This is a genomic window from Bacillus sp. LJBS17 (genome assembly GCF_019334685.1).
GTDB classification, from domain to species: domain Bacteria; phylum Bacillota; class Bacilli; order Bacillales; family Bacillaceae; genus Bacillus; species Bacillus subtilis.
The window spans coordinates 1,237,254-1,262,237 of sequence record NZ_CP079759.1 but is presented as its reverse complement, the minus strand read 5'-3'; the positions used below and the strand labels follow the sequence as shown (position 1 = coordinate 1,262,237).

Annotated in this window: 28 protein-coding genes, 1 tRNA gene, 3 pseudogenes and 1 riboswitch; of the genes and pseudogenes, 19 read left to right on the top strand and 13 right to left on the bottom strand. The window is 40.6% G+C overall.

Features of this window, described 5'->3' with window-relative positions; genetic code table 11:
- Positions 1-53 precede the first annotated feature (53 nt).
- The 3 genes from cyoE (at position 54) to KXZ66_RS06495 (ending at position 2,317) form a co-directional block, all read left to right on the top strand.
- The gene (gene cyoE / locus KXZ66_RS06505) at positions 54-1,055 is read left to right on the top strand and encodes a heme o synthase (RefSeq protein ID WP_192930468.1); all 1,002 of its coding nucleotides are present in this window, start codon (positions 54-56) and stop codon (positions 1,053-1,055) included.
- 606 nt (positions 1,056-1,661) lie between these two features.
- Positions 1,662-1,991 carry a YjdJ family protein gene (locus tag KXZ66_RS06500; RefSeq protein ID WP_088325626.1) on the top strand — a complete coding sequence of 110 codons (330 nt, stop codon included), beginning with the start codon at positions 1,662-1,664 and terminating at the stop codon, positions 1,989-1,991.
- Between the two features lie 131 nt (positions 1,992-2,122).
- Positions 2,123-2,317 (top strand): DUF4177 domain-containing protein, encoded by a 195-nt coding sequence (locus KXZ66_RS06495; RefSeq protein ID WP_003232825.1) that lies wholly within the window; start codon positions 2,123-2,125, stop codon positions 2,315-2,317.
- A gap of 41 nt (positions 2,318-2,358) precedes the next feature.
- Here the strand turns inward: KXZ66_RS06495 and ybaK are convergent, their stop codons facing one another.
- Positions 2,359-2,838, bottom strand: coding sequence for a Cys-tRNA(Pro) deacylase (gene ybaK / locus KXZ66_RS06490; protein WP_072174191.1), 480 nt, complete (start codon positions 2,836-2,838; stop codon positions 2,359-2,361).
- A gap of 228 nt (positions 2,839-3,066) precedes the next feature.
- Here ybaK and KXZ66_RS06485 point away from each other — a divergent pair, with 228 nt between their 5' ends.
- A complete protein-coding gene (locus KXZ66_RS06485; protein WP_128740261.1) occupies positions 3,067-3,462 on the top strand; it encodes a hypothetical protein in 396 nt (131 codons plus the stop codon).
- Positions 3,463-3,680: 218 nt separating this feature from the next.
- Positions 3,681-4,187 carry a GNAT family N-acetyltransferase gene (locus KXZ66_RS06480; RefSeq protein WP_151870283.1) on the top strand — a complete coding sequence of 169 codons (507 nt, stop codon included), beginning with the start codon at positions 3,681-3,683 and terminating at the stop codon, positions 4,185-4,187.
- 45 nt (positions 4,188-4,232) lie between these two features.
- Here KXZ66_RS06480 and KXZ66_RS06475 read toward each other — a convergent pair whose 3' ends face one another.
- The 4 genes from KXZ66_RS06475 to manR all read right to left on the bottom strand — a co-directional run bounded on the left by KXZ66_RS06475 (position 4,233) and on the right by manR (position 9,891).
- The gene (locus KXZ66_RS06475) at positions 4,233-4,715 is read right to left on the bottom strand and encodes a YjdF family protein (protein ID WP_129110624.1); all 483 of its coding nucleotides are present in this window, start codon (positions 4,713-4,715) and stop codon (positions 4,233-4,235) included.
- Between the two features lie 168 nt (positions 4,716-4,883).
- On the bottom strand, positions 4,884-5,831 hold the full coding sequence (gene manA, locus KXZ66_RS06470; RefSeq protein WP_141949407.1) for a mannose-6-phosphate isomerase, class I: 948 nt from the start codon (positions 5,829-5,831) through the stop codon (positions 4,884-4,886).
- Positions 5,832-5,845: 14 nt separating this feature from the next.
- A complete protein-coding gene (gene manP / locus KXZ66_RS06465; RefSeq protein ID WP_141949406.1) occupies positions 5,846-7,798 on the bottom strand; it encodes a PTS mannose transporter subunit IIABC in 1,953 nt (650 codons plus the stop codon).
- A 146-nt stretch (positions 7,799-7,944) separates the two neighbouring features.
- Entirely contained in the window at positions 7,945-9,891 is a 1,947-nt protein-coding gene (manR, locus tag KXZ66_RS06460; RefSeq protein ID WP_141949405.1) for a mannose transport/utilization transcriptional regulator ManR, read from the bottom strand.
- 560 nt (positions 9,892-10,451) lie between these two features.
- Between manR and KXZ66_RS06455 the strand changes: the two genes are divergently transcribed.
- Complete coding sequence (locus tag KXZ66_RS06455) at positions 10,452-10,799, top strand: BLB8/JUQZ-1 family protein (protein ID WP_003232839.1); 348 nt, start codon at positions 10,452-10,454, stop codon at positions 10,797-10,799.
- A 159-nt stretch (positions 10,800-10,958) separates the two neighbouring features.
- On the opposite strand, the gene KXZ66_RS06450 is transcribed toward KXZ66_RS06455, so the two are convergent.
- Positions 10,959-11,714 (bottom strand): SDR family oxidoreductase, encoded by a 756-nt coding sequence (locus KXZ66_RS06450; RefSeq protein WP_015715693.1) that lies wholly within the window; start codon positions 11,712-11,714, stop codon positions 10,959-10,961.
- Between the two features lie 240 nt (positions 11,715-11,954).
- Positions 11,955-12,272 carry a putative quinol monooxygenase gene (locus tag KXZ66_RS06445; protein ID WP_151870284.1) on the bottom strand — a complete coding sequence of 106 codons (318 nt, stop codon included), beginning with the start codon at positions 12,270-12,272 and terminating at the stop codon, positions 11,955-11,957.
- A gap of 247 nt (positions 12,273-12,519) precedes the next feature.
- Here KXZ66_RS06445 and KXZ66_RS22545 point away from each other — a divergent pair, with 247 nt between their 5' ends.
- Both KXZ66_RS22545 and KXZ66_RS22540 read left to right on the top strand, forming a co-directional pair.
- Positions 12,520-12,909, top strand: a complete 390-nt coding sequence (locus KXZ66_RS22545; RefSeq protein ID WP_250620092.1) for an aspartate phosphatase — start codon at positions 12,520-12,522, stop codon at positions 12,907-12,909.
- Positions 12,910-13,076: 167 nt separating this feature from the next.
- Complete coding sequence (locus KXZ66_RS22540) at positions 13,077-13,214, top strand: hypothetical protein (protein ID WP_015483101.1); 138 nt, start codon at positions 13,077-13,079, stop codon at positions 13,212-13,214.
- A 474-nt stretch (positions 13,215-13,688) separates the two neighbouring features.
- On the opposite strand, the gene KXZ66_RS06435 is transcribed toward KXZ66_RS22540, so the two are convergent.
- Positions 13,689-14,069 (bottom strand): hypothetical protein, encoded by a 381-nt coding sequence (locus tag KXZ66_RS06435; protein ID WP_029317635.1) that lies wholly within the window; start codon positions 14,067-14,069, stop codon positions 13,689-13,691.
- Between the two features lie 197 nt (positions 14,070-14,266).
- On the opposite strand from KXZ66_RS06435, the gene KXZ66_RS06430 reads away from it, so the two are divergent.
- Together KXZ66_RS06430 and KXZ66_RS06425 are read left to right on the top strand one after the other, a co-directional pair.
- A complete protein-coding gene (locus KXZ66_RS06430; RefSeq protein ID WP_128740255.1) occupies positions 14,267-14,464 on the top strand; it encodes a hypothetical protein in 198 nt (65 codons plus the stop codon).
- A gap of 21 nt (positions 14,465-14,485) precedes the next feature.
- The gene (locus KXZ66_RS06425) at positions 14,486-14,926 is read left to right on the top strand and encodes a hypothetical protein (protein WP_128740254.1); all 441 of its coding nucleotides are present in this window, start codon (positions 14,486-14,488) and stop codon (positions 14,924-14,926) included.
- A gap of 33 nt (positions 14,927-14,959) precedes the next feature.
- Here KXZ66_RS06425 and KXZ66_RS22820 read toward each other — a convergent pair.
- Positions 14,960-15,068, bottom strand: a pseudogene (locus tag KXZ66_RS22820) (peptidoglycan-binding protein); the annotation flags it as partial.
- 136 nt (positions 15,069-15,204) lie between these two features.
- On the opposite strand from KXZ66_RS22820, the gene KXZ66_RS06420 reads away from it, so the two are divergent.
- From KXZ66_RS06420 to KXZ66_RS06410, 4 genes and pseudogenes are all read left to right on the top strand, one after another.
- On the top strand, positions 15,205-17,067 hold the full coding sequence (locus KXZ66_RS06420) for a ribonuclease YeeF family protein (RefSeq protein WP_151870285.1): 1,863 nt from the start codon (positions 15,205-15,207) through the stop codon (positions 17,065-17,067).
- 16 nt (positions 17,068-17,083) lie between these two features.
- Complete coding sequence (locus tag KXZ66_RS06415) at positions 17,084-17,374, top strand: contact-dependent growth inhibition system immunity protein (RefSeq protein ID WP_070548821.1); 291 nt, start codon at positions 17,084-17,086, stop codon at positions 17,372-17,374.
- 92 nt (positions 17,375-17,466) lie between these two features.
- Positions 17,467-17,658: pseudogene (locus tag KXZ66_RS22535) on the top strand (hypothetical protein); the annotation flags it as partial.
- A gap of 54 nt (positions 17,659-17,712) precedes the next feature.
- Positions 17,713-18,014 (top strand): annotated as a pseudogene (locus KXZ66_RS06410) (contact-dependent growth inhibition system immunity protein).
- Positions 18,015-18,147: 133 nt separating this feature from the next.
- Here the strand turns inward: KXZ66_RS06410 and KXZ66_RS06405 are convergent.
- Positions 18,148-18,220: transfer RNA gene (locus tag KXZ66_RS06405), tRNA-Val, on the bottom strand.
- 172 nt (positions 18,221-18,392) lie between these two features.
- Here KXZ66_RS06405 and KXZ66_RS06400 point away from each other — a divergent pair.
- A complete protein-coding gene (locus KXZ66_RS06400; protein WP_009967022.1) occupies positions 18,393-19,583 on the top strand; it encodes a DUF819 family protein in 1,191 nt (396 codons plus the stop codon).
- Positions 19,584-19,652: 69 nt separating this feature from the next.
- The gene (locus tag KXZ66_RS06395) at positions 19,653-20,198 is read left to right on the top strand and encodes a GNAT family N-acetyltransferase (RefSeq protein ID WP_003232852.1); all 546 of its coding nucleotides are present in this window, start codon (positions 19,653-19,655) and stop codon (positions 20,196-20,198) included.
- 32 nt (positions 20,199-20,230) lie between these two features.
- Here the strand turns inward: KXZ66_RS06395 and metC are convergent, their stop codons facing one another.
- Entirely contained in the window at positions 20,231-21,403 is a 1,173-nt protein-coding gene (gene metC / locus KXZ66_RS06390; protein WP_014479474.1) for a cystathionine beta-lyase, read from the bottom strand.
- Positions 21,396-22,517, bottom strand: a complete 1,122-nt coding sequence (metI, locus tag KXZ66_RS06385; RefSeq protein WP_003232857.1) for a cystathionine gamma-synthase/O-acetylhomoserine thiolyase — start codon at positions 22,515-22,517, stop codon at positions 21,396-21,398. The genes metC and metI overlap by 8 nt, the downstream gene beginning before the upstream one ends.
- A gap of 67 nt (positions 22,518-22,584) precedes the next feature.
- Positions 22,585-22,705, bottom strand: a riboswitch (SAM riboswitch).
- A 167-nt stretch (positions 22,706-22,872) separates the two neighbouring features.
- Between metI and KXZ66_RS06380 the strand changes: the two genes are divergently transcribed.
- Genes KXZ66_RS06380 through KXZ66_RS06370 form a run of 3 tightly spaced genes read left to right on the top strand, consistent with a single transcriptional unit; the run spans position 22,873 to position 24,573 of the window.
- Positions 22,873-23,595, top strand: a complete 723-nt coding sequence (locus tag KXZ66_RS06380) for an esterase family protein (RefSeq protein WP_003245358.1) — start codon at positions 22,873-22,875, stop codon at positions 23,593-23,595.
- 36 nt (positions 23,596-23,631) lie between these two features.
- Complete coding sequence (locus KXZ66_RS06375; protein ID WP_003232861.1) at positions 23,632-24,147, top strand: YjcG family protein; 516 nt, start codon at positions 23,632-23,634, stop codon at positions 24,145-24,147.
- Between the two features lie 3 nt (positions 24,148-24,150).
- Entirely contained in the window at positions 24,151-24,573 is a 423-nt protein-coding gene (locus KXZ66_RS06370) for a GNAT family N-acetyltransferase (RefSeq protein ID WP_003245407.1), read from the top strand.
- A 72-nt stretch (positions 24,574-24,645) separates the two neighbouring features.
- Here the strand turns inward: KXZ66_RS06370 and KXZ66_RS06365 are convergent, their stop codons facing one another.
- Positions 24,646-24,900 (bottom strand): hypothetical protein, encoded by a 255-nt coding sequence (locus KXZ66_RS06365; protein WP_038828785.1) that lies wholly within the window; start codon positions 24,898-24,900, stop codon positions 24,646-24,648.
- Positions 24,901-24,984 lie beyond the last annotated feature (84 nt).

The following is a 24,984-nucleotide window of genomic DNA, read 5'->3' as shown; positions in this document are numbered from 1 at the left end:
AATATCATGACAAATATAGGAAATAATTGTGATTCCGTATCCCTCTTGTTACGATAACAAAAGCATGCAGTTTTAGGGGGAGGCGTCTATTTTTGGAGAATACAAGAGATTCTGCAGCCATATCTGAAACAAAATACATAAAAGCTTCGAACCGGGTAACCATTTACGATTTTATCAAACTTGCAAAACCCGGCATTATCATATCAAACTCGATAGCAGCCTTCGGCGGGTTTTGGATCGCGTTTGCAAGCGCAGAAAAAACGTTAACCGGCATGGCTTTTTTGATGACAATGGTAACAGCAATGTTGGGAACCGCGTTTGTGATGGCTTCCGGCACTGTCTATAACAACTATTTTGATCGGCATATGGACGCAAAAATGGCACGCACTCGCAGCAGGGCCTCGGTCACAGGGAAAATGCCGCCAGCCTTGATCTTAACATATGGCTCTGTGTTAGGAATCGCAGGTCTTGCCATGCTTTATTCCCTTAATCCATTAACGGCCTTTCTCGGACTCGCCGCCTTTATTTTTTATGCGATCATCTATACGGTATGGGTGAAACGAACGTCTGTGTGGAGCACATTTGCCGGGAGCTTTCCAGGAGCTGCGCCGCCATTGATGGGGTATTGTGCCGTAACCGGTGACTTCAGTATGACAGCAGTGCTGTTGTACACGATTATGTTTCTGTGGCAGCCGCCGCATTTTTGGGCGATTGGGATAAGACGCAAAGAGGAATATCGTGCCGCTGGCATTCCGCTCTTGCCAGTAGTCAAAGGAAATCATGTAACAAAAATAAAAATGATGCAATATATTGCCGTCCTGGTGCCGGTTACGCTATTATTTCCTTTCTCTCTCGGCACCGGCCATATGAGCCCATTTTATTTTTTAGCAGCCTTGGTTCTCGGAGGCATATGGATCAAAAAAAGCATCAAGGGATTCAAAATAGACGATGACGTGAAGTGGGCAAAGGATATGTTTGTCTACTCGCTTATTTATTTTTGCTTGCTGTTCTTCATCATGATGATCGATTCATTTATGATGTTTCTGATCAGATGATGCAAAAAGAGCCACACATTAATGTGACTCTTTTTTGTTTGGAAAAACAGCATCTAATAGAAATGTCATGGCAAAAAACACAACCATGCAAATCAAAAATCGTATAATCTCACTCAAAATCCAGCTATCAGCTATGCGCATACCATCGGTTTCTCGGAGGGTTGCGCATATTGAAAAAATCATGAGTATGTTTTTTAGGGTTTCTTTGTTCATAAAATACCATCGCTTTCTCGATAGGATGACTTAAAGGCAATGAGATAAGTCATCAAGATATAAAATGTGTCGCATCGTTGCATGTTTTGATTGAAAGAAATCATTGTTTTTTTGCCAGCCAATTGTAAAGCTCAGGCAAACAGATGAAAACCGTTTCTGTGAAAAAGCAGATCTAATCGAATGCTTCTATACTCTATCCACAAATAAATACATTTGTTTCTCTAATCTATAAACCCGCACTCTTTTTCCATCATCAGGTATTATAAGCCAAAAACAAACAAAAAAATAGACTTGCGTTTGAGTTGTATGGAAGTGAAATTGCAAGAATAACCCATACGGTGGTAATACATTGTTTGATTTTCCCATATTCATAGATTTGGAGGTCATACAAAAGTGAAGGGAATATTTTTAGTTGTTCAGCTTGGATTTTCTATTATGATATTTCTGTTTTTAGCTGCTGTTAATTGGTATCAAGGAAGCGAGCTTGTTTCAGATCGATTTGATTGGAACTATACTGCTAAACTCTCAAAACTGCTAAATGGAATTGATGCCGTCAGCAGCCCCAAACAAATTTCACAGCTTGATTTTTTCATCTATTCCGCTAAACACTACCCTGTTATGAGTGCGTTAATGATCATCTCTTTCTTATATGTTCTGGCCGCTCTTTTTTTACTTATATACTCAGTCAAATGCAATAAGCAAGAGATTCATTTGGACTGCTGACCCGGTGAAATTCGTTTTTATAGCCCATTAACTCTTCAAGATGTTCCTGTGTTTAGTGAGGCAGACCTTAACCTATGTTTTCGGAACTTCTTGCTCAATTATGCGTATACCTTAATAGGAGGGATCAAACGATGAAAGAATATGAATTCGTAAGAGTTGAGCTGAGTACGATGAGAAGAAGGCCTAAAGAAGACTACCAGCAAATCATCCATGATTATGCGAAAAGAGGCTGGAGATTTGTTCAGATTTTCGCTCCCAGTATAGATGGGTATGGGGCAGCTGCTTATTTTGAAATCATATTTGAAAGGGATGCGGAAAAAGCTTAATCGATATGACTAAGCTTTTTTGTTTCCCCCTATATCTGCATCTATACAATTTCTGCAAATGCGGCATCACATGATCTTGCTAAATCCTGTGGCGCCAACTTTAGCTGCATACCGATTTTCCCTGCACTCACAATGATAAAATCAAGCGTTTCTGCAGATGAATCAATATAGGTCGGGAACAATTTTTTCATGCCAATTGGCGAGCAGCCGCCGCGAAGATAGCCAGTTACCGCTAATAGCTCCTTCATTGCAATCATTTCTATTTTCTTTTCCCCTGTCACCTTTGCTGCCTTTTTTACATCTAACTCTTCTGCAACGGGTACAACAAAGACATAATAATGATTTGTTCCTGCTGCTGCAACCAACGTTTTATATACATATTTCAAAGGATAACCGATTTTTTCCGCAACAGAGATGCCATCTACCGGCTGGCCGTCTGTTTTATACCCTAATACCTCATAAGAGATGTTCTGCTGTTCTATCAGACGAACCGCATTTGTTTTTGCCATTTTTTTCGCCATTGTTTTCACCCACTATCAAAATGATGTATGTCTAACTTCTTGCAGTAATATGTAAATTCTATCATCCTAACCTGCATTTTCAAGGTTACTAGCATTGAATCAACGAAAGGACAAATTGATTTCCTTGGACGCCTATAGCCCATTATTAGACTACATGGAACAAAACAGGAATGAACAAATAACTCTCACATACAATTTGTATGAATGGAAAATAAAGGAGTGGTTGCTTTGTATCATTACTTTTATGGCCCTGCGTTAATTCCTTACTTTTCACATACTCATAACCCTCAAAGAAGTCCAGACTTTTCAGAAAGACAGCGAAGAAGAGAAATCACATTGACTGTAGATGGCTTTGTCCCCCCATCTTCCACCGAAGATCTTGGAGACGGTTTTTATTCTTACGCATGGACGAACCAACAGGTCATCAATCCAGGTGAATACTTAGTTTGTCATCTTGAAGGAAGAGATATCAACGTGATAAATGGTGGGTTCACTCCGCGCGATACTGCTCCATTGTATGCGGTAGCAAGCTTTCCAAGACGAAAAAACCAATGGGTCATTATCATTCATAATCCTGTGCAAACCCAAAGAGCCATATCGCTTTATTTGATTGCGAAAAGGTAGCACAACATGTTATCAGAAACCCTGCATTCAGGAACAGAAAAACGGGTAGGGACACATTAACATCAGCATTTTCCTACCCGTTTTTGGGCTGGGCAAACTCTCACCTGTCACTCTTTCAATTCCCCTCAATTTCTTCATCTTTCTCTACTGCCAAGGTATCAGAGAAAATTGTTATATGTTATCATTATTCCCAGTAAAAAGAAAAGAGGATTAGATATATGGTTCTCCTTGAGACGAATCGATTACGATTAAAAACGATTGATATTCCCCTTCTTGACGCCGCGTCTAAACAAGATCATCAGGCTATCAAAGACTTAGGTTATGAAACAAATGGTGAATGGCCAAATTCTGATTTTTTTGAAGCGATACCTTATTTCCGCGAGATTTTAGTCAAAAACAATGGAACAAAAGGATTTGATTCATGGATTATTGTAAAGAAGGACAGCCATGAAATTGTTGGGGGAACTGGATTTTTAGGTGACCCAGACGAAAATGGCATGATTGAAATCGGTTTTGCAACAAATAAAAGTCATCGCCGCAAAGGTTATTGTGTGGAAGCCGCCCAAAAACTAATAAACTGGGCATTAAGCCAAGAAACAGTAAACCGGATCACCGCAAGATGCGAACATGATAATCTAGGCTCACAAAAAACCTTGGAGAAGTTAGGGCTTATATTGAATCATAAATCAGCGGATTATAAACATTGGATATATGTTACAAAGTAGAGTCCTTAATTACAAAAGCAGGCACTGCGCCTGCTTTTGTTTGGATTATTTACCTCTGTGCTTCTTTTTCGCTTTTTGCTTTTTGAGCATATACCTTTGCTCTTTTACATGTTCTCGTTGTTCTTTCATTATTTGTTTTTTCTTTTGCTTTCTTGCTTCAAGCTCTAGCTTTATCGCCTCTTGAGCTTTAGAAGCTACTCCGGCGTTTTTCAACTCTTTTGAAACCTGGCGCTGCAATCTTTTTGGATTGATCTTTTTTTGACGTCTGCCTTGTAAACTCACTCCTTCCTGCTCAGCTTGGGCCAACATATTCAGGAGTTGGTTATGAACAAACTCTAATACTTCAGAATCCCTCGGCTCTTTGCCAAAAAGATGACGAAAGGCTCTTAGCTTTCCATTGTCCACAACTTCAACAACGCCTACCCAAAACTGACCATCGTAGTAAATCGTTAATTTCATAACGATTCCCTCCTCATAAAAGATATTAAAGAATGATGGACATCCCGAGGAGGGGAAGGTTACTGACATTCTCAATCATGCATCCGGACTACCAACCGAATCGTGTTTTTTCATTCTTTACCATATACAGAAAAGAGTGTAACATTTCTTCTCCAACTATTAAACTCTTATTTTATTTAGATCATTGCTGGAGAATAGGCGTCTTCACTCGCAAATTTATTTCTCAAGCCCTGCATGTTACAGATGGGAGACGATACATTCTGCATATCCTTCGAGTTTAAATTCTCCAAGACCGTAAGGCAGCAACATATGATCTCCTTTTTTGAAAGGATAGACATACTCACCAGAGATCATACGGCCCTCCCCTTCAATCACACTGATAAGAAGGAATGGTTTTTGCTGCTTTAAGCTTGCTGATCCTGATAAGTTCCATTTCCCCACCGAAAAGTAAGCGCATTCAACCAATGTCGTTGTAAGCAAATCCTCAATTTGTTTATGGTGAACTGTATGCCGTTCTGGAATAGACGGGACCTCTATCACTTCGATGCTCTTTTTCAGATGAAGCTCGCGCAGCTTGCCTTCTGCATCTTTTCGGTCATAATCATATAATCTGTAGGTTGTGTCAGAGTTCTGCTGCGTCTCCAAAGCAAGAATTCCTTTTCCAATCGCATGAACAGTACCGCTTGGCACATAGAAAAAATCCCCCGGCTTTACCTTTACACGGCGCAAGAGCTCATCCCATTCTCCACGCTCGATCATGGTAGTTAGTTCTTCCTTTGTTGTTGCATTGTGGCCATAAATAATCTCGGCATCTTTTTGGCAATCAATAATGTACCAGCATTCTGTTTTTCCAAGCTCACCGTTTTCATGTATGTTGGCATATTCATCATTCGGATGCACCTGAACAGATAAGTCCTGGTCAGCATCTAATATTTTTGTAAGCAGAGGGAAACGGTCCCCTTCAAGCTGTCCGAATAAATGTCTGTGATGTTCCCATAATTCGCTGAGCGTGAACCCCTTATACATTCCGTTTTGAACAACGCTTTGACCATTTTGATGCGCGGCAAAAGCCCAGCACTCTCCTGTTCGTTGTGACGGAATGGTATAGCCAAAATCAGCTAAAGCGGTCCCGCCCCAAATTCTTTCTTTGAAAATAGGCTTGAAAAATAACGGTTCAATCGTCATGAAAATCCCCCGCTTTATTCGATTTCTTCTAGCAGCTTGTATGCTTCTTCTGTTGTTTGCACGGAGAGCAGCCGCTCCCTATAATTGTCATCCATTAGCTTTCGAGATAGCATCTGCAGTATTTTGAGATGCTGGTTTCCCCCGCTCTCTTTCGGTACAGCAATCATAAAGATTAATTTAGCTTCTGATCCATCCAGGCTATTCCAATTAACACCTGATCGTTTGATCCCAAAGGCAACACTCGGCTCCCTGACCGCCTCAGACTTTCCGTGCGGAATCGCGATATTCATGCCAATCGCCGTTGTTCCCTGTTGTTCACGATTCAAAATGGCTTGTTTAAACCCGCTCTCTGAAAGCAGCGCACCTCTTCGGGACAATTTCTGAATCAATTCATCTATGATGTCATCCCTCGTTTCCCCCGATAAATTTGGTTCAATTAATTCCGGGCTGATAATGTCTGTCAGTTTTTTAAATTCCGACATCTTAGCTTTTTGGCTTTGAATTGGCTGCTTTATTTCATTTGCTGCCGCAGCTTCACTTGGCGCGGAGGGCGGTGCAGTTTCACTGAGCACAGGAGACGCCGTAATATCCTTTTTTAGTACATTGACGAACAGAGCAGTGACAAGAGATCCTGCAATCACAGCAATAAAAAACATCAAGACATGATCAACTGCGCCAAGCACTGCAACGATAGGTCCGCCGTGCGCCACTCTGTCTCCCACATTGCCAATCATGGCTATCACAGAACCTGTCATTGAGCCTGCCATAATACTTGGAATAACGCGCAGAGGGTCCTGCGCCGCAAATGGAATCGCTCCTTCAGTAATGCCGAAGAGCCCCATCGTAAATGCCGCTTTCCCCATTTCTCTTTGAGATGCCTCGAATTTTCTTTTTCCTAAAAACGTCGCAATGCCAAGGCCAATCGGCGGGATACAAATAGCGACAGCAATTGGTCCCATAATTTCATAATTTCCTTCTCCAATCATTGCCGATCCAAACAGAAATGCCACCTTATTTACGGGACCCCCCATATCAAATGAGATCATCGCCCCTAAAATCAATGCCAGAAGGATCGAGCTCGACCCTTTCATCCCCGCCAGCCAAACTGTTAAAGAGGCGAAAATTTGAGCTACAGGCGCGCCTATCAAAAATACAAACGCTAAACCTACAATCAGTGATGCAAACACCGGAATAATAATAATCGGCATAATCGGCTGGATGGCTTTTGGAACTTTTAATTTTTTGATCCAAAGTGCAGCGTATCCGGCCAAAAACCCGGCAATAATCCCCCCGAGGAATCCGGCGCCGCTTGCGCTGTCATAAAAACTTCCAGTCGCCGCAATATATCCGCCGATCATCCCTGGCACAAGCCCCGGTTTATCAGCGATGCTATAGGCGATATAGCCGGCTAAAATCGGAATCATAAATGAAAATGAAGCACTGCCGATCTGTTCAATCGTTTTCCAGAAGGAATCATCCGGAATAACTAAGCCTTTAGGTGTTTTCTCCCCTCCAAGCGTTAATGCAACCGCTATCAATAATCCGCCGACAACAATGAAAGGAACCATAAATGAAACGCCGTTCATTAAATGACGGTAAATTGGATTTTGTTTCTTCTCCTGATGATTACCGGATTCCGATTTTAAAGCGGAACGATAGACCGGTATATCCCCGTTAAGAGCTTTTTGAATCAATTCTTCCGGTTTGCGGATGCCGTCCTGTACCCCCACAGACAGCAGTTTTTTGCCTATAAACCGGTCTTTGTTTACCGAACGGTCTGCAGCAATAATGATTGCGTCCGCTTCGCGAATTTCGTCTTCGGTTAGCTTATTTTCAACACCAATCCCTCCCTGGGTCTCAACTTTGATGCTAACGCCCAGTCTGTCAGCAGCTTTTTGCAGATTTTCCGCTGCCATATACGTATGGGCGATTCCATTCGGACAAGATGTAATCGCTAAAAGTTTCATAGGAAACCTCCTTTAAAGTGTGAATAATAAGATCTTGTCTCAACTGTATACCGAAATCAGCTCATTAAAATCGCTTTTTTTACCATAGGTTCCGGTAATAAAGGCATTTTTCCCTATAACAAAAAAAGCAAGGAATAATCCCTGCTTTAATAATCCAAATGAGATAAAAATGTCATGACATTGGCTTCTTTCGTCAGCTTCTGGACGAAGGCCGGCTGCTCGCTAAGATATGAAAGCTCGCTAAACAGCTGCTTTGTCATGGTTTGATCCTCGTGTTTGACAGCCAGCATAAAAACGAGCGAAACTTTTTCATTTCCCCATTCAAGCGGCTCCTTTAATGTGGCAATCGCGATTGCTGATTGTTTAATAAATTTAGCGTTTGCATGAGGAATGGCAATGCCTGACCCAATATTTGTCGCCGACATTTTTTCCCTCATCACCGCATGAACCGCATAGTCCTTATCAACATAGCCTTTCTCAAACAAAGCTGTCGCCAGCTGTTCGATTAACTTGTAGCGATGCTCCGCCTCCTGCTGCAAAAAAACCAAAAAAGGAGTCGTATTGTTCAGCATCTGAAACGTTTTTTGTTTTTGGCGGTGTGATTCGCCCAGCTGACGTATAAACGCACTTAATTTCTTCTCTTCGCCAGGCTCTAAAAGCGGAGATACAACAATATGGGGAACCGTAATATTCTCCAGCGCAATGGTGGATATGACAAGATCAATATCCTCATGCTTTTTGATATAATCCTTTAAATCGGCCTTTGCAATACAAGCCATTACAGCGATTTGGTGATATTTCCGTTCAATTTTTGTCCGCAGCAATTGTGACATCCCAATCCCCATGTGGCAGACGATAATCGCCTTTTTATGTGTTTCGCTGCTGCACTGCATCCGTTCGATCGCTGCCTGAAAATGCAATGTCAAATACGCTGCCTCTTCCTCAGGAATATGAAGATCAAACGTTTGATTGATCTCTTCCAAAACATCAATGATGAGGTGGAACAAATAAGGGTACATCTTTTTGATGTCATTGAGCATAGGATTTGCTACAGAAAGATCGTAGCTCAGCCGTTGCAGCACAGTATTGAGATGAATGTTCAAACCATTGATCAAATCCTGATCCTTATGAAAATCCATCATTTTCAGCTCTGAAACACGATTGATTAAATGCCCTACAATCTTAGGAAGCACAGCATTTTCAAGGTTCTCTTCTGTCTGCAATGGATAACGAACTTTACCGCCCAATATATGTAATGTTAAGTACACGGCTTCTTCTTCTGGGAAGCGGATTGCAAAAACCGGTTCAAGCCGCTGTAAACAAGCAAATGTCCATTGATATTCTTTCTTCTTTTTTACTGCCGCCATTTCTTTTGGGGACAATGAAATCGGCTGCTTCATTTTGATGCGGCGGACCATTAACAATGTATGCAGCAGCAAACTTTCAAACGTTTCGTCTGTGAAATAGAGGGAATGCTTTTTTTGTAGTGATTTGATTTCTTTCGTCACAAAGTCTACTTCATAATGTAAAAACTTACTTTTAATAAATTGGCTGGTAAACGCTGTATTGTGGATCAAATCAGATATTCTTGCCAATGCCTTTCTTTTATTTCTTTCGTTCCCTTCAACCTTTAATCCAAGCCGCTGCCTAGAAACCAGCGTGAGATCAAAACGCTTCAGCCACTCTTCTACTGCGTATAAATCCTTTTTTATGGAAGATCGATTGACAAAATGCCGAGCAGCAATGTCTTTTGCGGAAACAGGCTTCGGATTCATTAATAAGTCATAAGCAATGTGCAGCATTCTTTCTTCATCGCTCCGCTGCCTAGAAGAAAAATGTTCAGTATGTAATTGTTGGCTTAGCCAGGTCCTTTCTTGTTCTTCTATATGTAAATAAACGCCCAACCCTGGTTTTCGAATAAGCTGTGCATGAGAATGCTCATTTAGATAATCCTCGATCACTTTCAAATCATTCCGGATTGTTTTTTCAGAACACTGTACCCTATCTGCGAAATCTTGCACAACTAAATAGTCATCAGGTTCAGATAACAACAGATACAAAATCTCTTTTTGTCTTGTATTTATGTATTCCATCTGTTTTTCTATCCTTCCTGTCAGTATCTACTTGAGCAAATTGATAGTATAAGTATACTATATAAGAAACCGTTTACATTATAAAATAAAATCATAGAGACAAAAGTTTCGTTTTTTACCGAAGCTTCCGGAAAAATACGATTTTTATATTCTTTGAGTTTGCTATGTAATGTATTTTTTATCGTATACAGCAGAAATTCATAAAAATACTCCAATTCTTCACCTATTTAGAACGAAGATTTTCTAATGTATGAGTACGAAAGTAAGAACATGATGAAGAAAAGTGATTTGGTATCTTCGGGGATAAAGTGCAGGTAACAAAATTCCCACACGCTCAACAAACTAATAACCATCAAATGTGTGCTATTAACATTTTAAGGATGGCCATTCTCTCTCAGCAGTTTTCCATCATAAATACAAACTCTGTGCAGGGCACACAATAGTCTTAGCTCAAATCAGTTGATCGTTCACATATTATTAACATTTATTTACAAGGAAAATAATTACTTTTGCTGAATTGTTATAGTGCAAGACAAAAAACTTTAAAGGAGTGTTTCAAAATGAATTTCAAAAAAACTGTTGTTTCTGCTTTATCGATTTCTGCGTTAGCTCTGTCGGTCAGCGGGGTAGCTTCAGCTCATGAAATAAACTCCACACCTACTGAAGTAAAGAACATTTCTATTTCACCTACACATGTTATCAAGATTCAAGACTATAATTTACCTCTAAAAGTTGGAGAAACCTATTCTGTTAAAAATAATTCAGCTACTCGTTATTGGACTGATAACCAAAAAGTTGCGGAAGTCGATCAAAATGGTTTAGTGACGGCTAAATCAAAAGGGAAAGCCACGATTACTTTGTTTAAAGGTACTGCAGTATTCGGAAAAGTATATGTAACGGTTTATTAATCTCTTATCCGCCAGATTTTCTGGATGCAAAACATGCATGAATAAAATAAGGTCCCCCTCTAAAAAGAGAAGGGACCTTATTTTATTTCAATTGCGCTTCAAGTTTAGATTTAGTTTTGGGAATACATCATACATTGGTGTATATTGTGTTTCAGTAGCTTAGCCCCGAATAAATCCACCTTCTGAATGAATAATTTGTCCAGTTATCCATTCAGCCTCATCACTTGCAAGAAAAGCAATCATTCGTGCTGCATCATCTGGTGTGCCAATACGCCCCATTGGAAATTTAGGTGAAAGAAAATTTCTTATTTCATCTGTCATCCATGTAGAATCTGTTGGACCTGGGTTTACAGCGTTAACAGTGATGCCCAATGGTGCAAGTTCTTGTGATAACGACCTAGTAAAGGCAGAAATAGCTCCTTTAGTAGCTGCATACGCTAACTCCCCAGGCAAAGGACCTAAATCCTGCCCTGATGTCATATTGATGATTCTTCCTGATATTAAATTAGACTTTTTAAACCGACGGGCGAATTCAACACAAAGAAGAAAATTTGATCTCATATTAACCGCATAATGATCATCAAGTGATTTAGCATCTAACGATACATAATTATCACTTGCGGAATGAGCTGCATTATTAATAAGGATGGACGGATATCCTAATTTATCTGAAATTTTTTCATGTATTGTGAATGCAGCATGTGCATCTGATAAATCAATTTTCATTGCCTCACAGCGCACACCCATACGTAAAATTTCTTGTTGAAATTCTTCTATCCAGGCCGCATCAGAATTCCAGTGAGTAAAGAAGATATGTATACCCTGTGAGGCTAACTTACGACAAATAGCCGTACCAATATCCCCTTGACTGCTTGCTCCTGTAATTAGTGCGATTTTTTCTTGAGAATGACTCATTATTTTAACCTCCAATTTATACGGAGTATCTCCATTATGATGGTAACAAGTTATCCAAAGAATATAATCCATGAAATCAAACAGAGCTGACTTTGAATACATTTCAAAATCAGCTCAAAAAAAACATTTTCGTCTCAAAAAATATTAAATAGAAAAAAATAAGAGTTGGACAACAATTTACTACTTAATCACAAGTGGCTGATTCTAAGTCATTGAATGTCTTTTTTTTTAAAGAGCCTTTCAATCATTCACATTGCTTTTCATTAACCATTCTACTTCCGTTAATTCTTGTTTTTGAACGTCTATTGTGTGTTTTTTCGTGAAATGGGTTTTCACAGCTTCTTCGTTTTCCCAAATCTCCCAAAGCATTATTTTACGTTCTGATGGCTCAAGCGGATAAGCATGGAATGTAATACAACCCTCTTCTTTGTTCGTTTCTTCCTCAAGTTTTTTGAATTCCTTCATTATCTCATTAAGGTCTTTATTACTGATGATTTTTAAACATGCCGTTATGTAATGCATCGAAATTTCCCCTCCCATCATTTTATGGCTTTTCATTATAACATTTTCTTGAAAAAGATAGATGCCATTTATAAATCATTAGACGACTTCGAGTGCATCCCTCACCAATACAATTGAGTTCTATTATCATTTTTTACCAGGCATGTATCTTTTTAGAACGAGAGATTTAGTTATTGCTTTAACATATTATCGCGAAGCCGAAAAATATCTTGATTTATTAGATAAGAACGCAAATACAGATAAGGCAGAGTTCTATTTCAAAATGTCAGAAGTCTATTACTATATGAAAGAGACTCATTTTTCAATGAACTATGCCCAGCGAGCATACTCTATATTTAAAGAGCAAAAAGATGCTCAGGGGAACCTTACATATGGCAAGGAAATGGTCCAATGTCAGTTTGTTATCTTTGGGAACTGGCTAGATAAAATGTGTTATGAGGACGCTATAGAAACAGCTGAAAAAGCCTTAAATGATGCTATAAAAATAGGGGAACAACATTTAATTGGTTCAGCTCATTTTAATGTGGGATTATGTTATAATAATCTTGAAAAACTTGACAATTATGAGAAAAATTTAAAATCGCCTATGAAATTCATAAGAATCGAAAGCACATTTATGAGTGGAAAGCGATTTTTAATCTGGCGTATGTCAAAGCAAAGAAGAATGATTTAAAGGCTGCGTTAGAATTATACCAGGAAGGTCAGAAGATTGCTGCCCGACACAACAACCAAGAAGTAACCGAGAAATTAAAACTGATTAAAGGTCTTTATTTATCATTTGACTTACAAACACTTAGAGAAGTGTTCAAGTTCTTCAAAGAGAAAAACCTTTATGGTGATATGGAAGAATACGCTGTTGCTGTTGCTGATTTTTTGACCAACAAAGAAGACAGACATGATGCGGTCGATTTTTATCAAATGGCAATTGAAGCACGTAAACAAATTCAAAGGGGGAAACATTTAAATGAAAAAATGTAAAATTGCAATTTGTTTAGCGCTCTTGCTTGGCATTGTTGGAGTATCCAGCGCTTCATACGCTCTTTCTGAGCAGTCCACTTATAAGGTCGCAGATAGAGCAGCAACTTAATATGATATTAAGAAATAACCCCATTTTGGACTTTAGAAATGGGGTTTTTATTTTATCTTCTCAACTCAATATTATTCCTGAGTTTTCATTTAAATCATATACTGCATTAATAAACCGACAGCCCATAAAAAGTAAAAAACCCTTGCTACGCAAGGTTTTAAGCTATGATTCCGACTGGGCTCGAACCAGGGATCTCCTCCCTGTCACAAGGTAGCGATTATGTTCTGACACGAACAGACGTTTTATTCCCAAACCCTATTTTATAGGGTTTCTTACATAAGTTTCTGATTAAAAATATTCCTTTTTGATTAAATTTGTATAAAGCCCGTCTAAAAAACGACGGGCTTTTAATTAATTCTTGTTGGTTATACTGTTTTACAGTTGTTGGTTTTGGGCTGTAATAAGATGGTCAGGGCTATACCTGATGCCAGAGTTAAAAAATAGCCACATAGCATAAAATAGGGGGCGATTTCGTTTTTGAGAAAATAAAGCCCAAAGAGAATAACGGCTGTACCGATAGTGAAATAAATCGGCTTTTTACTTTTCAAAGTCAAACGGCTTGATTGAGTAAACTTTTTGTAGATTAAAGGCAAGCCGGTATAAACCCCTATGAAAAATGTAAATAAGATAGACCAAAGGAAACCGATTGGCGAGAAATAGCTCTCGGAAAATATTCCGTCGAAAGCCCAATTGCTCAACACAACGAAGCCAAATAGATAAACAAATGCCAATATGATCTTGACCATGATATCCCTCCCCTACAATCCAATATACACGTGATATAAGGTTGTTTAAATGGGTAAAACCATTCATTTACTTTTCAATCTTCCCGCTCCTTCAAAGCCTAATACTTTAATCAATAGCATCATTTGTTACTTTCGTCTCTTTTACCAATATTATACATTAAGATAAGATGGGGACGATAACATTAAGGAGGGATAAAATGAAAAAGTTACTTGTGGGTGTGGTTTTTGCCCTAGCTTTGAGTTTTTCATCTCTGTTTAGTCTTCAAAGTGCAAATGCTGCCGAAAAAGTGGACAAGAATTCTGATCTGATTATTGATAAGGCGACCTTTCACGAGGTAACAAAACAAAAAAACTTGAGAACCCTTTCATCTGAGAAAATCCCCACTGTTAAATAAGTGAATAAGGCTTTAAACAGTATGCATGTCAGCAAAGATCATCCATATCAAGAAATTGATCTCGGTAATGGTTTCACTGTGGAAACGGGCGTAAGTACAGATATGGGAATGGAAAAGATAAAAACACAGGCCACCCAAAATAAAACTGCAAGTGGCTATTACGCTGTAAAGTTTACAGGGATAAAATTATATGATATTCGAGTAAGTGACAACTATTCATACGAATATGGAAAGAAAATAACAAAGTGGGAAAGCCCGCCAAGTGCATCCGCTTCAGGTTTTGCTGGCTGGAATGGTAAAATCACCTCCAAGAAAATTGCAAACATTGATAAAACGCCTAAGGATGCAATCGCCAATTCTGATTACACGTTTGTAAAGTATGGAGGTAACCGCCACGGCCATATGGAATTACGATTCACTGCAACCGGAAACTGGTACACACATCACGTTTCTATTAAATAAGAGAAAAAGCCCTCCCAATCGGGAAGGGCTTTTTTATTTAAGAAGGGATTCGAGCTTCGCTTTAGTTTTCGGGCCATAAATGCCATTAGGATTTATTTAAACCATTCATCAGCTGGAATCGTCTTACTGCGTCATCAGTTTCCAAACAAATAATCCGAATAGGTAAATTGACACAGATCAAATTATTCATTTCACACTTTTGAATCACATCGCTGTCTATTTCTTCATTTTCCCATGGTAAAATCTTGTTGGAGCTATTCAAACGAAAGGATATGATCATGAAAGTATTTGAAGCCAAATCACTGCTTTCAGAAGCAGATAAACGCGTAAAAGAATACAAAGAATTAAGAAGTCAGATGGTCAATCTAAAAAAGGCTTTTAAAGCTGTAGCTGATTTAGATGACAGTGAGTTTTCCGGCAAAGGTGCTGACAACATTAAAGCATTTTATCAAGACCATGCAGGTGTAGCTGACAATTGGATTGACTTACTTGATATGAAAATTGCTTTCTTGACAAGCATTTCAGGCACTCTAGAGGACGCCAGCTTATCTGATGCTTATATAGAAGAATCCTTCTTAGAACACGAGCTGGCTAACGCCTACACAAAATCAAAATCTATTATGTCTGAACAAAAGAAAGCCATGAAAGATATCTTACATGATATCGACGATATCCTTCCGCTTGATCTGTTTTCAACTGAGGACTTTAAAGACGAACTCGCCGATGCGGAGGACAAACGCAAAAAAACAGTCGATAAACTAGGCAGCGTGGACGAAGCACTTGTTACTGAATATGCCCAATCAGAGCCAAACGAGCAATTCATCAAGAAGGACTTCCAAAAGCTTGAGGAATCCACAGGCAAAGGCAAGAATGCTACACCAATCCATTATAATGCCAAGGCTTATCGAGAAAGTGATATACATAAGAGAAAAGGCGATATCGAGAAACAGACTGAAGCTTATTTGAAGATCAAGAAAGATAAAGCGAAAGAACGAGAAATCAAAGAGCTGAAAAAGAAGCTAGCTGACGGAGTGACGGATCCAGATGAATACTTAGACATTGCCAAGAAGGTCGGCTATGAGAATCTTACCCCTGAACAGCTTGAATTTGTTTCATTTCTTGAACAGCGTAAAGCTTTCATGGATAACGGAAAAGAAGTGTTGCAAATCATAGGTGATGGCGCCAAGGGTGCGATTGTTGGTATATACGATCTTGCCAAGGATACCGGTGAAGGAGCCATTCAATTCGGATGGAATATCGGTTGGACAATTGACAATCTTAACAAAGATCCTCAAAAAGTGCTGGATACCGTTTTGGAATACGACTATCAAGCTGCCTTTCAAAGTATGGTTGACACATTGAAGGATAATTGGGATAAAAAAATGATTCACGGGGATGCATACACACGGCTGCACTATGTTACTTATTTGGGCGGAAGTCTTCTGTTATTGAAAGGTGGAAAGTCCTCTGTCTCAACAGGCTCGAAGGATCTTGCTAAAGTTGGGAAAACAGCTAGTGATACAATTAAGAAAGGTGGAAAGTCTGTAAAACAGTTTGTCAAATCTCCTGTTAACCGGTATACTCCTGCATTAGAAGGAATCCTTCAAGATGCTGAGAATACCATTAATGTGAAAAATACTCCGCTGCTAAAAAGTATTGCGGAAGATAAAAAAGAGAGTGTTCTCAGAAGATCTGAAAGTTCTAACAACATGGGTACAGGTAGTGTCAAACAAGGTGATAGTACCCCTCTCGCACCTGGCGGCGGATTAGCTGCTCATGAAGCAAAAGGCGGGCATCTTATAGAAAGACATATCGGAAAGACTGATGAAGAATTAATAGAAAGACTGAGAACTGATCCTAACCCACATATTACAGCTTCATCTACTTTTAAAGATAGGGCTACCGCTGAGAGAATTGCTAATGCAGTCTTAAACGATCCAAAAAATATAAAGAAAATCGAAAATTGGATTGATGATCCTAAAAAACCTAAATTAATGTTAAAATACAAGGGCGATGGAGAAATAATCGGCAGAAGTGTAACAAGAAATTCAGAACTAGTAGAGAACGTTACAAACGCAAAAATTATACTCAAAAAAGATAACAACGGTAACTTTATTCTTACAGGATATCCAACCAAATAGAAAGAGAGGAAGTATCATGGATGAAAGTTATGATTTCTTGGACGAATTAGAAAATTTTTTAGGTGCAACATTTCATCAAGATATCAGATCCCCTGAACACGCATTAGACGAATTTATTGAGGAAATTAGTAAAGAAGGTTTGCTATTTACAGTTAAGTTTTGCGAAGAGTTTCTAAATAGCGATCTAACTAAAGAAAAAAAGGAAGACATTATAAAGTGTAATGCAGAAATATATTTCCCGACAATTGGATTACCACCTATAGAATGGTTGAAAAGTGTAATAGAAAAACTAAAAGAAGCTATTTAAAAGAAACACTGAAAGGCCCCCATTTTAAGAGGGCCTTTTTATATTACTTCAATTTCGCTTTTGTAGCTGGTTCATAATAGCCATCGATACCTGAAGAAAATACAATTAGCTATCTAGAAAATTGTAATAAAGAAGATTTATATTGGATCAGTGAAGTATTTGAAGATTTAGCTGAAAGTTTGCAAAGTAAAGAACTTATTAATTGTTTAAGAAAATTAGATGAAAAGTACCCTGATTTAGAAATGACAAATGATATTGATATAGCAGAAAGTTATATAGAATAAGATACGTACCATCTCTCAGATTTAAAGTTACCAGTTTCTTGGTGGTGATAAGTAATGATAGAAATCGAAGTTTCTGATTCTGTATTTGGATTCCTTGGCGGTTATTTTCATCAGGATATTGATTCTCCAGAATCAGCACTGGACGAATACTAGAAGAGATTCCAAAAGAAGAGCAAGAAACTGATATAGTTGCATTGAAAGATTTTATTAACAGCGATTATTCGGATGAAGAAAAGAATGATTTTATCGATGAAGCTGCTGACGGAGTGGACGTTCTTAGTTACGGCGTATCTCCAATCATATGGCTCGAACAAGTTATTCAAAAAATCGAAAAGAATATTGAAACTTTAACCTAGCATAGAAACAGAGCTGATTTTGAATTCACTTCAAAATCAGCTTAAAAAAACTTCCGTCCCCAACTCGATGAATGATGACAAAATCAATAAATAGGCAAAATAAAAAACCCTTGCTACGCAAGGGTTTAAGCTATGATTCCGACTGGGCTCGAACCAGCGACCTCTACCCTGTCAAGGTAGCGCTCTCCCAGCTGAGCTACGGAATCATGATATGTATGTGTTGCTGGGTATGTTGTTGTCTTTCTGACAAGTTCTATTATATAACCTTACCTTCTATTCGTCAACTGCTTTTTTAGAAAAACTTTTTTTGGACTTGCTGTTCCGTTCCCCGGCTATTATAATATGTCTTAATTTTCTAACAATAGAGGTGATGAGGTTTTGCATTCTTTGATTTCTTCTGATGATGTATGGGTATTATGGGGGTTTATTGCGGTGTGGGCGGCAGTGAGCATCGGGCTGGAGCAGCGCTTTAAGTGGGCGTCTGCTGTGTCGGGCGCTATTATCGCCCTTGCAGGTGCTATGGTGTTTACAAATGTAGGAGTGCTTCCTGTTGAGTCGCCCGTGTATGACACTGTGTGGTCTTATGTGGTACCGCTGGCGATACCACTTTTATTGTTTCAGATCAATGTTAGGCAAATTTTTAAGGAAAGCAGGCGTTTGCTGTTTATTTTTCTGATTAGCTCCGTTGGAACAGTGCTTGGCAGTATCCTGGCTTTTTTTCTACTCAAACAGCATATTCCTTATTTAGATAAAATCGGTGGGATGATCAGCGCCTCTTATATCGGCGGCGGGGTCAACTTTGCGGCGATGGCGGCAAAATTTGAGACGCCTGGTGAATATGTGTCGGCTACCGTTGTGGCTGATAATTTTATGATGGCGCTTTTGTTTTTTATTTTAATCAGCATTCCTGCACTCAAATGGTTTCAGCGGCATTATGCCATGCCGTTTGAAGAGAAGGTAAAAGCCGATGGAAACAGCGGAAACAGTGCTGAAAGCTATTGGAAACGGAAGGATATTTCCTTAAAGGATATCGCATTTAATGCCGGTGCCGCTTTCGCACTTGTTGCGGTTAGTATGAAGGTTTCCGGTTATTTTAAAAGCATTTTTTCTCATCCCCTGCTGACCGGTACGCTTGGCGATCAGTACCTGGTGCTTACGTCTTTAACTGTTCTTATCATTTTTCTTTTCCCGCGTTTTTTTGAAAGGCTCAATGGATCTCAGGAACTTGGAACCTTTTTGATTTATTTGTTTTTTGTGGTGATCGGCATTCCTGCAGATCTCCGCTTAATCGTCACGAATGCGCCTCTTATTCTATTATTCGTGTTTATCATTGCGATCAGCAATTTAGCGGTTTCCTTAGCTGCCGGAAAATTGTTCCGCGTGCGGCTTGAAGAAATTCTGCTCGCCGTCAACGCTACTGTCGGGGGACCGACGACTGCGGCTGCGATGGCAATTGCCAAGGGATGGCGGGAGCTTGTCGCCCCGATCATGCTTGTCGGTACGCTCGGCTACTTAATCGGCAACTATGTTGGCACTTTTATGGGAAATTGGTTTTCTTCCTTCTTATAAAAAGGATATTTGCATTTCCCTGAGAATAATGTAAGAGGAATGCTGACACGAGAACGGAGAGATCACTGTATGTTAAAAGGAAAAACCATTTATGTTAGACCTTTAGAAGTAACGGATGCCGAAGAAAATCTGCGGCTGCAAAGCGAAAATCGGGATTTTTTCGAACAGTTTTCTATGATACGCGCAGACGATTACTATACGGTTGAGGGGCAAAGAAAACGGATAACCGAGTATCAGGAAAGACTTGAGAAAGATGAAGAATATCATTTTGGCATCTTTACAGCGTCAGACGATAGATTAATCGGGACGGTTTCGCTCTTTCAAATCATCCGTGGCGCGCTGCAAACTGCGTTCATCGGGTATTTTTTAGACAAAGCCCATAATGGAAAGGGCATTATGACAGAGGCAGTCAGATTGGTTGTTGATTATGCGTTCCACGAATTGAAACTGCATCGGATTGAAGCCGGTGTGATGCCCCGTAATCTCGGGTCCATGCGTGTTTTAGAAAAAGCGGGATTTCATAAAGAAGGCATCGCCCGAAAAAATGTAAAAATTAATGGCGTTTGGGAGGATCATCAAGTCCTCGCGATTCTGAATCCTGATGACGAACAATAATAAAAGAAGCCGGGCCATCCCCGGCTTCTTTTTTAACGAACCGCAACTGGAGCAATTTCTTTCAGCGCTTGTTCGAAATCGTGTTCTAAATCGTCTGCATGTTCGACGCCCACACTCAGACGGAGCAGGCCATCAGTGATACCGCGTTTTTCACGCTCTTCCTTAGGCATTGCCGCGTGAGACATCGTTGCCGGATAGGACAAAATCGATTCCACGGCGCCAAGGCTGACAGCGAAGACTGGAAGTGACACATTCTCGACTAACTTCTTAACGGCCTCTTTGCTTTCAAGCTCAAAAGATAGTACGGCGCCCGCTCCCGTTGACTGGCTTTTATGGGTTTCAGCGCCGGGATGATCAGCCAGTCCCGGATAATACACGCGCTTCACCGCCGGATGCTTTTGGAAAAATTCCGCAAGCCGCTGGGCTGTTTGACTCGCCTTCTCTAAACGGACCTGCAATGTTTTTAATCCGCGCAGGACAAGCCAGCAATCCTGTACGCCAAGGACGGCGCCGAACGCGTTTTGCAGCTTATACAGCTGCTTCCCAAGCTCTTCATCTTTGACAGCAGCCAAACCTGAGAGCACATCGCTGTGTCCGCTTAAGAATTTTGTCGCGCTGTGAAGTACAATATCCACGCCGAGGTCAAGCGGACGCTGCAGTGCCGGTGTCATGAATGTATTGTCCAGAAAGGTCAGACAGCCGTTTTCTTTTGCAAGCTGAACAATCGCTTTAATATCCGTAATCCCAAGTGTCGGATTTGATGGCGTCTCCATATAAATGACCTTTGTGTTCGGCTTGATGCTCCGCGCCACTTCATTACGATCCGTCATGTCGACAAACGTATGCTCAATGCCAAACCGGGTCAGCACCTCTGTCACCATACGGAAGGTTCCGCCGTATACATCTTCTGTCACAAGAACGTGATCACCCTGTGACAGCAGTAAAAATGCTGTTGAGATGGCAGCCATGCCTGAACTGAAAGCAAATCCTCTTGTTCCGCCTTCCAGTGCGGCAATTGTTTCTTCGAGAGCTGTTCTTGTCGGCGTGCCAGAGCGGCTGTAATCATATGCCCCGAACTCTTCAAATGAAGATTGGTGAAAAGTCGAGGCGTGCTGAATCGGTACACTGACCGCCCCGGTTCCGCCGTCTGTTTTAAATGGATTGTGCACGAGCTGGGTTTCCAGCGTCCAATTGTGTTTACTCAAAAGAAACAGCTCCCTCTTTGACCTGACATAATGCCTGTTTTAGATCCTCTTTTAAATCTTCCGCATGTTCAATACCGACAGAAAAGCGCAGCAACCGATTGCACACCCCGTTTGCGATGCGGATCTCTTCAGGAATATCCATGTGCGTCTGGGTCGCAGGGTATGTAATAAAGCTTTCCACCCCGCCGAGGCTTTCTGCAAAACAAATGGTCTTCAGCGCTTTTAAAAACGGATTGACCCATTCTTCTTTTTGCAGACGGAAGGACAGCATGCCGCCTTTTCCGGGATACAGCACATCCGAAATTTCTTCCTGCTCTTCTAAAAACGCCGCAAGCTCCTGCGCGTTTGCCTGATGCTGACGCATTCTGAGGCTCAGCGTCTTCATTCCTCTCATCAGAAGCCACGAATCAAATGGCGGCAGGACGGCGCCGATCGCATTTTGATGCTGAAACATTTCCTCTCCGAGCCGCTCATCCTTCACCACGACAAGTCCAGCAAGCAGATCGTTATGCCCGCCTAAATACTTGGTTGCGCTGTGAATGACAATGTCAGCTCCCAGCTCAAGCGGCCGCTGCAAGACCGGTGTATAAAATGTATTATCTACAATCAGCAGAAGACCGTGCTCCTTTGTAATCCGGGCAATATGTTCAATGTCCGCCTCCTGCATAAGGGGGTTTGTCGGCGTTTCCACAAACACCGCTTTTGTATTCGGCGTAATCTTAGAGCGTAAACAGTCCTCATCGCTGAAATCATCATAATGAAAAGTCAATCCGTATTTTTTCCATTCATTTTCAAATAAACGGTACGTGCCGCCATATAGGTCCGATGAAACGATCAGTTCATCTCCGCTTTTAAACAGCGCCATAATCGTTTGGATAGCAGCCATTCCCGAACTAAAGGCAAGCCCTCTCGCGCCGTTTTCTAAGTTAGCGATCGCGTCCTCAACAAGCTGGCGTGTCGGATTTTTTGTGCGGACATAATCAAATCCGGTAGATTCTCCGATCCCTCTGTGGCGGTATGCTGTTGATAAATAGATAGGAGCACTTACTGTTCCCGTGACTTCATCGCTACGGTTCCCAATTTGAGCTAATTTCGTTTCAACGTGCTGTGACATATAGCTGACACCTTCCCTTTTCAAAATAAAAACCCCTTCTTCATAAGAAGAAGGGGTTTAACGCTTCTTCTTATCTTCCAAGCATAAAAAACGCTTGCTGGATTTAGCACCTTGGCGCTTTGCACATGCAAAACAAGCCGGTTGCTGAGGTTTCTAAGGGCCAGTCCCTCCACCTCTCACGATAAGAAATATCGATTTCAATTTTCTGATTGTTTTATATTAGCGCAATTCACAGTTTATTTCAACACTTTTTTCTTCGTGTGCCGAACCGTTTAAAGAGAGAAATTTCTAATAATTCATGGTACAATAATTGAAAATGCAAGAAAGTATAGTGATGTCCTGGAGGAATGTTTTTATGGCACCGAAAAACGGCACAGTGCAAGAAAAGAAATTCTTTTCAAAAGAGCTTAACGAGGAAATGACCTTGCTTGTTTATCTGCCGTCCAACTACTCCCCGCTTTATAAATACCATGTCATTATCGCGCAGGACGGCCACGATTATTTCAGGCTGGGGAGGATCGGCAGACAGGTTGAGGAATTGCTGTCGAAACGCGAAATAGACCGGAGCATTATTATCGGTGTTCCCTATAAGGATGTAAAAGAGCGCAGAAACACCTATCATCCGGAGGGTTCAAAATTTTCGGCGTATAAACGGTTCATCGCCCATGAGCTCGTTCCTTTTGCAGATGATGAGTATCCAACCTATCAGATCGGTTACGGCCGAACGCTGATCGGTGATTCGCTCGGAGCAACCGTGTCACTTATGACAGCGCTTGATTATCCGAATATGTTTGGCAACATCATCATGCAGTCTCCCTATGTTGACAAACACGTACTAGAAGCCGTAAAACAGTCAGACGATATCAAACACCTCTCTATTTATCACCAAATCGGAACAAAAGAAACTGACGTCCACACGACAGACGGGAACATTCTGGACTTTACAGAACCGAACCGGGAGCTGAAACAGCTGCTGGAGAAAAAGCTTTCCGATTATGATTTCGAGCCATTTGACGGAGACCACAAATGGACATACTGGCAGCCGCTCATCACCCCGGCGCTGAAAAAAATGCTTTAACACTCTATCATACTTTATTTCCAGGAGGGACATAATATGAAATACGGAATCGTTTTATTTCCATCAAAAAAGCTCCAAGACCTTGCAAACTCTTACAGAAAGCGCTATGACCCAAGCTACTCTCTAATCCCGCCTCATTTGACGCTGAGAGCATCCTTTGAATGCGCGGAGGAGAAAGCGGATCAGCTCGTATCACATTTAAGAAACATCGCAAAAGAGTCCCACCCACTCGTTCTCAAAATGACAAAATACAGCTCATTTGCGCCTGTCAATAATGTCATTTACATCAAAGCAGAACCGACGGAAGAGTTAAAAACACTCAATGAAAAGCTATACACCGGTGTGTTGGCAGGAGAACAGGAATATAATTTCGTTCCGCATGTGACGGTCGGCCAAAATCTTTCCGACGATGAGCATTCAGATGTGCTGGGACAATTAAAAATGCAGGAAGTGTCGCATGAAGAAATCGTTGACCGTTTCCACTTGCTCTACCAGTTGGAAAACGGATCGTGGACAGTATATGAAACCTTCTTGCTAGGCAGAGGAGAATAATGTTTGAAAGCAGTTATCGCAAAAAATGAAGAACAACTGAAAGATGCATTCTATGTAAGAGAAGAAGTCTTTGTCAAAGAACAAAACGTGCCTGCTGAAGAAGAAATTGACGAACTTGAAAATGAGTCAGAGCATATCGTCGTGTATGACGGTGAAAAGCCTGTCGGTGCCGGAAGATGGCGCATGAAGGACGGCTACGGCAAGTTAGAGCGGATTTGCGTACTGAAAAGCCACCGCTCAGCCGGTGTCGGCGGCATCATTATGAAAGCGCTCGAAAAAGCCGCGGCAGACGGAGGCGCTTCCGGTTTCATTTTAAACGCGCAAACACAGGCTGTGCCGTTTTACAAGAAACACGGGTATCGCGTGCTTTCTGAAAAAGAATTCCTCGATGCCGGCATTCCGCACTTACAAATGATGAAGGACTGAACGCATCCGGATCTTTTGAGATCCGGATTTTTACTGCATATAAAAAAACCGTTCTCTGGTATGAACGGTTTTTTATACATATCGATTAATATATGTGCCCATTCCTTTTTCTCGCAATCTCTTATAAAGAGAGCGCTTACGTTTCATCTCGTTTACTTTTCTTTCAGCGGCCGTTTGATTCTCCTGCTGCTTTTCCAGTTCTTTGTATACCCGCTGAAACGGGACATAGCTGATTTTTTCGGTTCCGGCATAATCCTGCTTATGTCCAATCGTTCTATTAGCATATTGAGCGTATTGCTGGTTTTGAATGTGACCTGCATATATCATACAATACCCACCCCTCTGCTGTCTCTTTTCCCTTAAACTTACTTTTTGAAACACATTTCTTTTGATATGATAGTCATTGTCTGT